Below are 13959 nucleotides of genomic sequence, written 5' to 3'. Positions count from 1 at the left end.
TTCAGCGCGCCACACACAGCGTCTGCGTGCCCGGCTGCAGGTACGGCGTCAGGATCGGCGCCATGCCTTTGAGCACTTGCACCGGCAATGCCGAGGTGAAGGTGAAATGCTCGGCCGAGGCCCCGGGGACGAAGGCGGTCAGCGTGCCGAAGTGATGCTCGCCGATGTAGAACACGAACGTTGCAGTACGGTTGATCGATTTGGAACTGAGGATGCGCCCACCCGCGCCCATGGCTTCGATGCGGTTGTCGCCGGTGCCGGTCTTGCCGCCCATGGCCAGCGGCGCGCCATCGGCCAGTTTGAAACTGCCGGCCACGCGTTTCGCCGTGCCTGCGTCCACCACCTGCGACAGCGCACCGCGCAGCGCCGTGGCGACTTCGCTGGGCATCACGCGCTTGCCACGGTTGGGGTCGTTGATCACGAGCGTTTCATACGGCGTGCCGGCGGCAAAATGCAGGCTGTCGATGCGCAGCACCGGAATGCGCACGCCATCGTTGAGGATGATCCCCATCAGTTCGGCGAGGGCGGCGGGGCGGTCGCCGGAGCTGCCGATGGCGGTCGCCAGCGACGGTACCAGGTGGTCGAACGGGTAGCCGACAGCCTGCCAGCGCTGATGGATTTCCAGGAACGCTTCAATCTCCAGCATGGTGCGGATGCGGCTGTCGCGCGCGCTCTGGTGCCGGCTCTTGAACAGCCAGCTGTAGACTTCCTGGCGTTCGAATTCGCTGGCCTTGACGATCTCGCTGAAGGTCGCTTCGGGGTGGTTGAGCAGATAGCCCAGCAGCCACAGGTCGAGCGGGTGCACCTTGGCGATGTAGCCTTGGTCCGGCAGGTCGTAGGCGCCGGGGCCGTAGCTTTGGTAGAGCTTTTCGAGGCGCTCGTCCGTGAGCTTTTCGGGGGGCTTGGGGGTCTTCAGATGCGAGCGCACAAAACGGTTGAAGCTCTCCTGGCTGGCCTGCGGCAGCAGGTAGCGGTGCACGGCAGCCAGGCGAATCGCGGTGGGGTGCAGGCCGTCCATGAAAGTGTCGAGGCGTGTCTGAGTGTCTTTGTTGCGGTACTTTTTCCAGAACTTGAGCAGGAACGCAGTGCCTTCGTGGTCGGCGAACTTGGCCAGGTATTCCTGACGGCGCGGATCGTTGTCATCTTTGAGCAAGCGCGCGCTGTTGTCTTCGCCGGAGTAGGTGGTGTAGCGCACCAGGTCGCGCATCAGGCGAATGAACGGCAGGTTGATCGACTCGCGCAGCGCATCGCGCAGGGTCGGGCTGCGGCCATTGTCTTCATTGCGAAAATTGTGGAAGTGATGCAAGCCGCCGCCGGTGAAAAACGCTTCGCCGGGGCTGGCCGAATAGGTGCGGTTGAGGGCCGCGTCGAGCATCTTCGACAGGTCGCGGTCGGGGTTCTGGATCAGGTAGTCCAGTGCCCAGCGTGACAGTGGGTCTTGTTCGGGGACCTCGACTTTTTTCAACTCGGCGGGTGTTTGCGCGCGGTAGCGATCATGCAGCTCGGTGATGATTTGCAGGTAGGTGGTCAGCACCCGCAGCTTGGCGGTGGAGCCCAGTTCCAGCTTGCTGCCTTCGTTGATATCAAAAGGTTGGTCGGTGTTGTCGGTTTGCACCCGTACCCGTGCGCCATCGGGCGTCAGTTCGAACAGGGTGAAGCTGTAGCGCACTTGCGGCGTGCTTTGCGGGGTGAGCAAGCGCGGGCCGAGCAGGCCCATTTGCCCTGCGAAGGCGGGGTCGGCCAGGTGCTTGAGATACTCGGTGGCCTGGGTTTGCAGGTCGTATTGCAGCGTGCTCGTGGCCGACAGGTCGAGGCGATCGAGGTCATACAGCGGACGGTTGAGCAGGCTGGCAAGGCGACTGCGCGCAACGTTGATCGCCTTGTTGGTTTCCACCGGCTGGAGCGTCGGTTGTTGCTGCCAGTCGCGGTAGGTGACATGGCTGGCCAGGGCGGCCTTGGCCAGCGCCGGATCGATCACGTTGTTCTGTGCCAGCAGGCGGATATGGCTGTCGGTCAATTGCGCCAGCTCATCGCGGCCCTTGGTCAGGTAATGCGAAGGGCGGCGCTGGGCGATCATCAGCGACAGCACTTCGCGCAGCGCCAAGCCTTTTGCTGGAAGGTCCTTGGGCGCGTTGCCGCTCAACAGCGCATTGCTCTGGTTGAAGTCGGCGCCGTACCACACGCGTAAACCTTCGGCCATGCCGTGCACTTCACCATGGCCCGGCACCGCCGACAGCGGCACGCTGTTGAGGTAGTCGCGCACGATGTTCTGCCGGCTGTCCAGGGTCTGCGGTCCCGGTTGGTAGGCGCGGACGCTGGCAGACATCATCTGGCGGATTTTTTCGCCACCGGACAGCGTCAGGCCGTCGGGCGAATGGCGATACTTTTCAAGCTGGGTGGCCAGGGTGCTGCCGCCGGCGGTTTGCCCTGGCAGATGCAGCAGTTTGGCCACCTGCGACCAGGCGGCCTTGGCAAAGCGCGGCCAATCCACCGCCGGGTTGGCCATTGGACGCTTGGGGTCCAGCAGGTCGCGGTCTTCAATAAACAACAGGCTGTGCACCACCAACGGTGGAATGGCGGCAAAGCTTGCATAGAGTTGCTGTGGGTAACTGAAAGCGTACAGCGGCGCCGCGCGACAGTCGGTGATGGTCAGGCCGGCCTGGACCTTTTCGGCGTAGGGCACGAACAGGCCGTGCTCGGCGTAGCTCATCAGCGCCGGGGAAAACCGCGACTGTGCCTGAATCACGTAATTGCGTTTGAGCAGGCGTGGCAAAAATTCATTCAGCGCGCTGTAGCCCAGGCGCCGGTCAAAAGGACCCTCGCCGGGATACACCATCGCATCACTCGCGCCAGGTTCCACCCGGTAGCTCAGTGACGCGGCAAAAGGGCTCAGGTGTTCAGCCTGCAGGCGCGAGGTGCGTATTTCCCGGCTGGCGGCCCACCCCAGGGCCACCAACGCGAGCACCAGCACCAGCCCGATCAGCCGCCACCACAAGCGTCGAGAGCGGGGGCTTTGTGGCAATGGCGGTGGATCCGCACTGTCGGTCTGGACCACAGCGGGTTTCGAATCGGTCTGCCATAAAGCGCCCATAGTCGATTGATCCATTCACGCAGATTGATCGGACTTGGTTCAAGCTTAGTCGCTGGTGATGCGCCGTGAAGATTTTGTGTGCGGGCTTGCTAGCTCCATGAAAGTTTCAGGCCGCGGTTCCAGTCCGCCAGCCAGCTGGAGTTTTCGATTCGCTCCCACTGGCCCTTGTAGTAAACCGACATGTGCTGGCCGGACCAGTCACGCACCCGTTCGTTGAACGCGTTCGGGTACTGATTGGCCGGGCAGGCAATCCGGGCCCAGGGGTCGCAGATCCACAGGCCTTGCCAGTCGTCCTCCTTGAAGTCCTGGGTCTCGACCAGGCTTGACGGCGTTTTGCCGACCACCACAAAGGCATGGGTAGGCGGACGCGAGCCCCATATCTGCGAGACGCCACCGTTGGTGCGGATCAGTTCATGGGCGACATGGGCCATCTGGTCGCAATTGCCGGCGCCGGTCTTGAGGATGATCTCGGTGTAGTCGGGCTGCCCGACCAGGGAGTATTGCCACAGCACCACGGGGGCTGCGATCCGCAACCGCGCCAGGTCGTCAACGGCATCGGTAACGAGGTTGGCGGCGCCGACTCCGGTTCTTTCGACCAACGCCAGCGTGCTGGCGTGGGCTTTCTGCGCGAGGTACTCGTTGATCTGCGCGGCGCTGGGGCCGCCGGCTACTAGCGGGCGTGGCGGCCATATATCCAGCTGCAAGGGTTTGGCGGCGACATGCACATCCAGACGCTGTCCCTGGCTGGACGCGTTCAACAATAATTCCCGTTGTTTGAGGGGGGTCAGGGTACTGGCGGTATGGCGCAGCCTCGCCAAGGTGCCGTCAGAAAAACCGCGGGCCGCCAGTTGCCGGTACAGCACCTCCAGCGTCGGCAGCGCCACCAGTGGTTGCGTGGGCATGAGTTCGGCGATGTCCAGGTAATCGCGCTTGTAATCGCAGAAGGCGTGGATCAGCCGCGCGTGCTCGCCGCCCTGGCTGAAGTCCAGGTAATCGAAGACCAGTTCTGGCGGGTTGGCGGTCTGGATCACTTCATAGAACACACCGGTGTCGGCCTCGACAACCCAGCGTGGGCCGGGGATCGGTCCAGGCCGGGAGAGTTCGAACACCATGGCCCGCAGGATGCGCGTGTCATCAATGCCTTCGGCGATGCCTTGCAGTTCCACCACCCGGGTTTCATGGCCCAGAAGGTTGTCCAGTTGGTCGTCGGGCAGCCCGAATTGCGGTTCATCGACAAGCGTGCCCAGCGTGCGGCGGCGATAGATCAACGGCGGTGCCGCGACCTGGGTCAGCTCAAAGGCGACGTCGTCACGGCTGACTTCGTAAACGGTGTGGTGATACGCCAGTCGCTGTTTTGCACCGCCCTGGCCGGGCGCGGGAATGATCCGGATATGTTCCAGCGCTTGCACGCGGCGTTGATGAATGGAGTTGGCAAACGCAGACAGCCGTTTGGTGAAGCAGATGAAGGGGGGCGTATTGCGTTTTCTTCGGGTGGGCGTGCAGCGGGTGTCGAAATGGTGCTCTACGCGAAAATGGGCGGGCGATGCCAGGTCGTCCAAGTGGGTCGGGGCACTGTGTTCAAGGCGCATGACCTTGCCGTCAACCAGTAAATCCGTGGCGGTGGCGCGGGGAATCAGCAATGGCGGAGTGTCAAATAGGCGCTCGGTGACGCGCGCCTGGTAACCGTTGACGCAGTGCACCGGTGTCACGCTCAGGGCGCTGTCCAGACGAAAGCTCGCCAGCGGTGGCCCATAGGGCCTCGCGCTGAAAGGGTCGAAGGCGAACCACTGCTTTTCGCGCATCACCGCGACAATGCGCGAAAAGTCGCTCCCGCCCAGCACGGCACCGATGCCGATGTCGGCCCTGGACAGCCAGCGCACGTACTCGCGCAACGACGTGTTGGCGGTCCAGCGTTGGGTTTGCTCGATGGCTTGCCTCAGGGTGTGCCACGCGTCCATGCCCAGTCTGACCAGGCCGTTGCGGGCCACTCTGGCAAGTCGGGGAATGTGGTCGAGGGGGTTGAGGGTTGCATGCAGCAGGTGCGTACTCGCTTTGCCCAGTTGCAGCAGTTTTATTGGCAGCGGGGCAGTGCTTTTCAATACCGCCAGGCCAGCCGACGAGTAGGCGCGGGCGGGCATCAGCAGGCTGAACAGGTCGAGCAGGCACTGGTAGCTGCCATAGGTCATGCGGTGTGGATCGCCCGAAGCGATGTCCTGGCCGCACGACCACAACGGCACGAGGATTTTGAGGCGCTGCGTCAATGCTTCGTGGTGGCGTTCAAACTCATCTTCGGCGGACGCGCCATGCGCCTGTTGTCGTGCGGCTTCGACGTCGAGAAAAAAATGCCGCTCGACAATGGCCTGGGTGATGCTGCGCAGGATCGCCGAACCGAACCGCGGGGCGCCGCTTTCATCGGGTGTGGGGCCCTGCTGCCACAGCTGCTCGACGACCACGGTGGAGAACACGTTCGGCCGCGGTGCGCTGCCGGTTTCGTAGGCTTGCCAGTCGACGGCCAGTTGATTGCCGGTGTGCAAGCGGCTGACGGGTTGAACCGAGCCTGGTCGGCCGGTGGTGACCGACAGGGGCTTGCCGCCCAGGTCAAACACCAGGGCGGGCCCGCTGCGTTTATGCAGGCGGTTGAGCAGTGGGAACAACTCGTAATCGTGGGTCGCGTGGGGCAGGGTGCAGCGCAGCAGGATGCCGAAGCGCCCGACGCGGGCACTTTTTTCCTCGCGGGTTTCCAGGGCTTCTGGCTTGGTGGCCGCCTTGCTCAGCACCAGCAGTTGCAGCTCGCCGATGGGCAGCCGGGCACGCTCGGCCAGCGGTAATTGTGCCAACAGGTCCTGGAGGGTGGTGGCGTACGCCTGTTTAAGGCGATCAATGTGGGCGTCGAAGGCGGCCTCGAACAGCGTATTCACATGCCCCAGACGGCTGAACGCGCTGCGCATCAGGTTCAGGTTCAGGTGTGGGTGAACCGATGCCCAGTGGCGCGAAAAAGGCTGCAGCCAGCCCTGGCTGTGCAAGTCCACCAGGGAGTGCTCGCTGAGGTAAGGCACGTTATGCCAACGGGGTGGGCCGTTGGACGCCAGGCCGAGGTTCAGTTGTAAGCGCGACCCCAACGCCCAGCGCAGGTCGGGCGTATTGATGCGGGGGTGGCCCGGGAAGACTTTTCGCAGGTCGTCGAGCGCCACCGACCGGCGCGTCGGAAGGTCGCTGGCGAACGTCATGAACGCGCTTTTCAGTGCCTCCAGGCGCGCTTGCAGTCGGGCTTTCGCCGCGTCGATCTCGCTGATCGGGTAGCGGCCGTCGGCCTGTTGCGTCAGCTCACCCTGGGCGACAGCCCAATCGAGCAGGCCTTGGGTTGCGGTGTATTCGCGCCATTGTTGCTGCTCGGGCGAGGTGTCCTCCCGTGACGCCAGGGCGATGACATCGTTGTAGCTCAGGTGCTGCGGTGAGCCCGGCGCGACCCTGTGCGCCATCGCCACGCCTTGGCTGAACACCAGCCAGTGGGTGGAGGTCATGAAGCGCAACGTGGCCGGCAGTTCTCGCACCAAAAACTCCGGCGCTGCCCCCGCGAGCAGCAGGTGGGCGGCCAGCGGCGTGGCCTCAGCCGAGACGGCGCCGCTGCGTATCAGGTGCAGTTCCAGGTCTTCACGCAGGGACGCATGGGGGCGGCCCCATTGGCTGCTTTCGGCGAGGTCGAACCCCGCGACGACGTAACGCTGTTCATCCTGCAGCGGGTCGAGTTCGATCATCAGCGCGGCCAGCACCAGGTTTTCAAGGCTGGCGCTGTTGGTGTGTTCGTGCGGGTGTTGACCGTACCCGCCCAGTGCTTCCAGCAACCGTCGCCCCAGTTGCCGGGCAGGAGGGCGCCTGAGCATGAGCTTGAGCAACCGGTCGGCCTGGGTGCGAATCGCGCTTCGCGACAGCTCGGCCAACAAGGGCCCCGCCAGATATTCCAACAGCCTGCTGCTCGTGCGCGGCAGCCAGGCGTTGACCGCATTTCGCACGGTCTCACGCTGGTCAGGCGTTAAGGGCAAGCCCTGTCGATAGTCAGCGTGTTGAGTGCTGCGCGGCAGGGTCATTTCGAGGATTTGCAGCGTACCGAGGGCGTCGCCGGCGGTACGTGGAACGGCAAGACCGTGCCCTTGCAGAAGCTGGGCGAGGCTGCGCGCTTCGGTGCGCGGCGCAGGTGCGAGCGCCGGATGCAAATGGGCGTCGCCGGCCGAGGCCTGCAGCAATGGCGCGTGCGTGGCAATCACGGCGTCAGCGGCTTTGCCCTCGAGCAGCGTGCGCAAAGCCGCCGCGGCATGGTCGCGGTCATGGTCCAGGCGCTGCCAGTGCCGTTGCTGCATCAGCGCAATATCGGCACCGGCGAAGTCGCAAACAGGCAGCGCGTGCAGAGGCTGCGACGCGCGCAGGCGCAGGCTCAGCGCCCTGGCCGCGTCTGGCGTGGCGGGCACTGCCAGGTCATGGCACTGCAGCAACTGCGCCACGCTGAACTGGCCGCTCTGGTGAATAGAGGTGCCGAGCTGTTGCGCCACACTGACCAGTTGTTCGAGACGGCCTGCCAATGGCAGCGGCAAAAGCCATTCGATGCCGAGTGCTACCTGTGCGCCATTGGCGCGCTGGCCGGTGAGCTGGCGGGTATCGGGATCGAATGTGTAATGGCCGGGCTGCAGGCCGTGAACCGGCTCCAGCGCCAGGAAGTCCTGATGACGGGTGATGTAATCCAACAGCGCTGCGCCGGTTTGTTGGGCGTTGGCTGCAAAAGAGCCGGAGTCGAGGGTCAGCCTGCGGCGGTGAGCGGTTTGCGGGTTGAAACCCGCCTCGCTCGCAGCAGCCTCCAGGCTGTCGGCCAGCTGCAGCAGGTCTTGGTTCAGCCGCTCGAAATCATCTGCCAGCGTTGGGCTGGCGCTGGCGAAAGGATTGAGTTGATCGAGGGCCTGGATGACGATCATTCGCTGCCCCCGGGTCTGCGGCTGAGGGTAACCGTAAAACCGCAGCACCTGGCTGGCGGGCAATTGCAGCGTGTTCTCGCCCACAGTCATCGGCCCGTATGGCAGGCCGGTGGCTGCGGGGTCGAGTATGTCGGCGATGGTCAGCAGGGGAAGGGCCAGGGCGCGCCCTGGCGCGTCGTCCCACAGGGTCCAGGTGTGTCGCGTCCGGTCTGTCAGGGTGCCATTGGCCAGGGTCAGGCTGGCGAGGTCGATGTTCCGTTGCCGGGCCCAGGCGATGAAGCGCGGGCGGTTAATGGCCTGGCGCCAGAGTTGCAGCCAGCAACCTGGCGACGAATGGGGCGGTATCAGCAGCGGCTCGGCGCTGGTGGAATTCAAATGATTGATCAGGATAGTGACCATGTGCTGGTCACCCTCCTGGCGTCGGGTGCGGCCCTGCTCGAGGCGCTCGGTAGGCGTGTCCATTGATTTTCCCTGTGCATGGATGCAATTGCATCATCCTGAGGGAGTGCCGTTGGCGGGGGGATCATGACGTTTCCGATTTGCCTGTGGCCGAGCTCGAAGCCTTGGGCCAGAGCCTTCGTTGATGGCCAGAGGGCGTCGGCCCAGGCATGACGCTGCACCATCACTGTGCAATACTCGCGGCCCTCGCGATGACCTGATAAATGCGTAAAGGCAGGTAATGCTTCCTTGTAAAAGGCGTATTTACCAAGATTTATCGCTGAATTTAGTCATTTTTAGAGTGAAAGACCCTAGTGTCGGCTTTTTATACTGCACCCCCGCCGATCCCGCAGGCTGTGCGCTGCCGGACGTGCCTGTCCACGAAACAGGCCTGGTTGAAGTTCGCCCCCGGCTTACCGGCCTGGCGTGCGCAACGCTCGGTGGTTCATATCCAATAACAAGACGAGGTTGTACCCCTATGCCAGTTGGCAATCAGCTGCCCCATGGCGAGACCGCTCAGGGCGGCCCGCTGAAACGTGAACTGGGCGAACGGCATATTCGCCTGATGGCCCTCGGCGCCTGTATCGGTGTCGGCCTGTTCCTGGGTTCCGCCAAGGCCATCGAAATGGCCGGCCCGGCGATCATGCTCTCCTACATCATTGGCGGCCTGGCGATCCTGGTGATCATGCGCGCGCTCGGCGAAATGGCGGTGCATAACCCCGTCGCCGGTTCGTTCAGCCGTTATGCCCAGGACTACCTCGGCCCGCTGGCGGGCTTTCTGACCGGCTGGAACTACTGGTTCCTGTGGCTGGTGACCTGCGTGGCAGAAATCACCGCCGTTGCCGTCTACATGGGCGTCTGGTTTCCCGATGTGCCGCGCTGGATCTGGGCGCTGGCGGCCCTGGTCAGCATGGGCACGATCAACCTGATTGCGGTCAAGGCATTCGGTGAGTTCGAGTTCTGGTTCGCGCTGATCAAGATCGTCACGATCATTGCCATGGTGATCGGCGGCGTCGGCATCATCGCGTTCGGCTTCGGCAACGACGGTGTGGCGCTGGGGATTTCCAACCTGTGGGCCCACGGCGGCTTCATGCCCAATGGTGTGACCGGTGTGTTGATGTCCCTGCAAATGGTGATGTTCGCGTACCTGGGCGTCGAGATGATCGGCCTTACTGCCGGTGAAGCGAAGAACCCGCAGAAGACTATCCCGAGCGCCATCGGCTCGGTGTTCTGGCGCATCCTGCTGTTCTACGTGGGGGCGTTGTTCGTGATTCTGTCGATTTACCCATGGAATGAAATCGGCACCCAGGGCAGCCCGTTCGTGATGACCTTCGAGCGACTGGGCATCAAGACCGCCGCCGGCATCATCAACTTTGTGGTGATCACGGCTGCGTTGTCCTCCTGCAACGGCGGCATCTTCAGCACCGGCCGTATGCTCTACAGCCTGGCGCAGAACGGTCAGGCCCCGGCCGCATTCGGCACCACCTCAAGCAACGGCGTACCGCGCAAGGCGCTGCTGCTGTCGATTTTCGTGCTGCTGTTGGGCGTATTGCTCAACTACATGGTCCCCGAGAAAGTCTTCGTCTGGGTGACGTCCATCGCCACCTTCGGCGCGATCTGGACCTGGCTGATGATCCTGCTGGCTCAGCTTAAATTCCGCAAAAGCCTGAGCCCGGCCGAGGCAGCCGGCCTCAAGTACCGCATGTGGCTGTACCCGGTCAGTTCGTACCTGGCGCTGGCGTTCCTGGTGCTGGTGGTTGGGCTGATGGCGTACTTCCCGGACACGCGTGTGGCGCTGTATGTCGGCCCGGTGTTCCTGGTGCTGCTGACCGTGCTGTTCTACGTGTTCAAGTTGCAGCCCATCAATGCTGCGGCGCGTGCTCAAGCCTGACGTTCAGGCGCACAACAAAAAGCCCCGGGATCGGGGCTTTTTGTTTTTCAGGCGGTGGCCACGCGCGGCGATTGGCTCAGGCGGTGGTTGAATTCCAGCCAGGCCCCCAGCGCGGCCATCAGGGCGGCGCCAACCAGTGCGGTGACGATTTGCATGGTGAAGGCATCGCCAGCCAGGGCGTTGAGCATATCCGCCAACGGCGCCAGTAAGACGCCCAGGCAGAATACTTCCAACGAATAACGCCCCATCCGGCAGGTCTGTTGGGCCAGCCAATTTTGTGTCCAGGCACGCCCGGGCAACAGTTTGGCGGTGACGTAGGCCAGCGCCAGGAAGTGCAGCAGTCGCACCGGTGACAGGTCGGTCTTGCTGATAGGGTAGAGCAGTTCGCTCAAGGCCGCTGGCATCAACGCGTCGTGCACCTCAGGCCAACGCCAGGCGAGGGTGAGCACACCCGCCGCCAGTGCGTAGACCGCCGCCGTGACGAACAACGGCTGGCGCAGCAGTGGCCGATTATCCTGCGCGCGGGGTTGTTGCCCGTGAATGGCCGCTGCGCCACCCAGGATAAACAGAAACTGCCAGGTGACCGGGTTGAAATACCACACGCCGTCAGCGATGGCGGCCAGGTTCCAGCCCAGGTGCGGCGCCAGCAGGTACACCGCCATCGACACCGCGACCACCGCCCAGGTCTTGCGCAGCAGCAGCGGCAGTACCAGCGGCAAGCCCGCCAGCAGCACGATATACAGTGGCAGCGGGTCCATCAGGTTCGGCTTGAAGCGCAACAGCAATTCATCCACCAGCGCTTGCTGCGGGTGGGTGACGAAATGCGTCAGGCCCATCTCTTCGACCAGGTCGCGGGTTTCCACATGGCTGTTGGCGAAAAACACGATGCCCATCAGCATTGCCAGCAGGAAGATGTGCACCACGTACAACACCCAGGTGCGCCGCAGGATCTTCAAGCAGGCCATCCAGTAGCCTTCGCGCTGCAGGACCTTGCCGTAGGCCAGCACCGAGGCGTAGCCGGCAAGGAACACGAAGACTTCAGCCGCGTCGCTGAACCCGATATTGCGCAGGGTGATCTGGCCGAGGGGGTTGTGGGGGACGTGATCCCAGAAAATGAAGATCAACGCCAGGCCCCGAAAAAAATCGATGCGCGGGTCGCGTCCGTTCAGCATGGCAGCGGGCTCTTGAACAAATAGTTTAGTAATGACAGGTGCACGGCGGCGTTGTCGCACGCCGCACGTCGGGCGGGCGCAGGTTGGCGGTATTTGTAAGCAATTGCAAAGGCTGGGTATTACTGAATGTCTCTAGACATCAATGATCACCAATGTGCCTTGGCTACCGGCAAGGACGGCGTGGGCGATACCGGCTTCGACGAGGTACATCTGGCCGGCTTGCACGCGGATTTCCTCGTCGCCGATGCTCAGGCGCAACTGGCCGCTGATCACCAGCAGGCCTTCGTTGTAAGCGTGGGTTTCTTCCTCGTAGGCCTGCTCATCCATGCGCAACACCTTGATCCGCGCCGGGCCTACCTGGCCCAGGCGCGTGGATTTCCAGCTGTCGGGCAGTTGCCCGGCGAGGGCGGCGAAGTCGAGTAACGGCATGTGAATCTCCTGGTTTCAACGATGCCGTCGGTGGTCCGGTTCAGCAGCAATAAGGAATTTAGAACGCATCCATCAACACGAACCGACAGGGCTTGGCCTGATGTGCATTGATCTGCGGCACCAGTCGGGTGAAGTGTTCGGTCTGGCAGTGAGCATCCAGCGCGGCCTGATCGGGCCATAGCTCGATGAACACGAAGTGCCCGGGGTCTTTCTGATCGACAAACAGCTCGTAGGCAATACACAGCGGTTCCAGGCGGGTTTTTTCCACCAGTTCGGCATACCACGGGCGCACGGTTTCCACGTGTTCGGGCTTGATGAAATCTTCAGCGATAACTTTGAGCATGGCCGGTCTCCTCACGCAGCTTCGACGTCATTCGACTCAAAACTGTCCGCGCGTGCCATCTGCCACATGCGCGAATAGAACTGGCCATTTACTTCACCGGTGAGCAATTCACCGGGCTTGAGGAACACATGCAGTTGCGAGAACAGTTTGATTTCAGTCGCCGACATGCGTCGCACCAAGTGCTTGGCCGACAGCTGCGAGGGATGATCCAGACCGGCTGCGGCGAGCATTTCTGCCAGGGCCTTGAGGGTGTTGCGGTGGAAGTTGAACACGCGCTGGGCTTTGTCCGGGACCACCAGCGCACGTTGGCGCAGCGGGTCCTGGGTGGCGACGCCGGTCGGGCACTTGTTGGTGTGGCAGCTCTGCGACTGGATGCAGCCGATGGCAAACATGAAGCCGCGCGCGGCGTTGGCCCAGTCGGCGCCAATGGCCAGGACGCTGGCGATATCGAATGCGCTGACGATCTTGCCGCTGGCGCCGAGCTTGATCTTGTCACGCAGGTTCAGGCCCACCAGCGTGTTGTGCACAAACAGCAGACCTTCACGCAACGGCACGCCGATGTGGTCGGTGAACTCCACCGGCGCGGCGCCGGTGCCGCCTTCCTTGCCGTCGACCACGATAAAGTCCGGGAGGATGCCGGTTTCGAGCATGGCCTTGGCAATGCCCATGAACTCCCACGGGTGGCCCAGGCAAAACTTGAAGCCCACCGGTTTGCCGCCGGACAGTTCGCGCAGTTGGGCGATGAACTGCATCATTTCAATCGGCGTGGAAAACGCGCTGTGGCGCGACGGCGAGATGCAGTCTTCGCCCATCATGATGCCGCGCGTCTCGGCAATTTCCTGGGTGACCTTGTGCTTGGGCAGGATCCCGCCATGGCCGGGTTTTGCGCCCTGGCTCATCTTGATTTCGATCATGCGCACTTGCGGATTCTGCGCCTGCGCGGCGAAGCGTTCCGGGTCGAAGCGGCCGTCGCTGGTGCGGCAGCCGAAATAGCCGCTGCCCAGTTCCCAGGTCAGGTCGCCGCCGTTTTCGCGGTGGTACGGGCTGATGCTGCCTTCGCCGGTGTCATGGGCAAAGTTGCCGAGCTTGGCGCCCTGGTTCAACGCGCGAATGGCGTTGGCGCTCAACGAGCCGAAGCTCATGGCCGAGATATTGAACACCGACGCCGAGTACGGCTGCTTGCACTGCGGGCCGCCGACCATCACGCGAAATGCGCTCGGGTCACTCAACGGCGCTGGGCGCATGGAGTGGCTGATGAATTCGAAGCCGGATTGATACACGTCGATCAGGGTGCCGAAGGGTTTGTCGGCGGTTTCGTTCTTGGCGCGCGAATAAACCAGTGAGCGTTGCGCGCGTGAGAAGGGCAGCGCATCGCTGTCGGATTCAAGCAGGTACTGGCGGATTTCCGGGCGGATGGCCTCCACCAGGTAACGGATATTGCCCAGGATCGGGTAGTTGCGGCGCACCGCGTGGGGGCTTTGCAGCAGGTCGAGCAGACCGATCAGGCTGAGCACGCCGGTGACCACGGTGATCGGCCACAGCCATTCATGTTCGATAAAAGGGAGGCTGGCGAGGGTGAAAATGACGCACACGGCAAAGAAGGCGTAACGGCTTAGTAACGACAGGCTCATACG

At 62.9% G+C, this 13959-nt stretch carries 7 protein-coding genes; 1 reads left to right on the top strand and 6 read right to left on the bottom strand.

The genetic code is table 11. The features are described from left to right. Position 1: 1 nt before the first annotated feature. Both L8K08_RS04065 and L8K08_RS04060 read right to left on the bottom strand, forming a co-directional pair. Complete coding sequence (locus tag L8K08_RS04065) at positions 2-3091, bottom strand: transglycosylase domain-containing protein (protein WP_242194458.1); 3090 nt, start codon at positions 3089-3091, stop codon at positions 2-4. An 89-nt stretch (positions 3092-3180) separates the two neighbouring features. Further along, entirely contained in the window at positions 3181-8514 is a 5334-nt protein-coding gene (locus tag L8K08_RS04060) for a hypothetical protein (RefSeq protein WP_242194455.1), read from the bottom strand. Between the two features lie 454 nt (positions 8515-8968). On the opposite strand from L8K08_RS04060, the gene L8K08_RS04055 reads away from it, so the two are divergent. Next, entirely contained in the window at positions 8969-10381 is a 1413-nt protein-coding gene (locus tag L8K08_RS04055) for an amino acid permease (protein ID WP_145161475.1), read from the top strand. A 47-nt stretch (positions 10382-10428) separates the two neighbouring features. Here the strand turns inward: L8K08_RS04055 and L8K08_RS04050 are convergent, their stop codons facing one another. From L8K08_RS04050 to L8K08_RS04035, 4 genes are all read right to left on the bottom strand, one after another. Then, a complete protein-coding gene (locus tag L8K08_RS04050; RefSeq protein ID WP_242194453.1) occupies positions 10429-11553 on the bottom strand; it encodes an OpgC domain-containing protein in 1125 nt (374 codons plus the stop codon). 132 nt (positions 11554-11685) lie between these two features. Next, positions 11686-11982, bottom strand: coding sequence for a cupin domain-containing protein (locus L8K08_RS04045; RefSeq protein WP_242194452.1), 297 nt, complete (start codon positions 11980-11982; stop codon positions 11686-11688). A gap of 58 nt (positions 11983-12040) precedes the next feature. Beyond that, on the bottom strand, positions 12041-12325 hold the full coding sequence (locus L8K08_RS04040; RefSeq protein ID WP_145161484.1) for a putative quinol monooxygenase: 285 nt from the start codon (positions 12323-12325) through the stop codon (positions 12041-12043). Positions 12326-12336: 11 nt separating this feature from the next. Beyond that, complete coding sequence (locus L8K08_RS04035; protein ID WP_242194450.1) at positions 12337-13956, bottom strand: FMN-binding glutamate synthase family protein; 1620 nt, start codon at positions 13954-13956, stop codon at positions 12337-12339. Positions 13957-13959 lie beyond the last annotated feature (3 nt).

This window comes from Pseudomonas sp. TREG-RG-20F-10-E-6-01 (assembly GCF_022662455.1).
In the GTDB taxonomy this organism is placed as follows: Bacteria; Pseudomonadota; Gammaproteobacteria; order Pseudomonadales; family Pseudomonadaceae; genus Aquipseudomonas.
The sequence above is the reverse complement of the archived record's forward strand: the minus strand, read 5'-3'. Positions and strand labels throughout refer to the sequence as shown.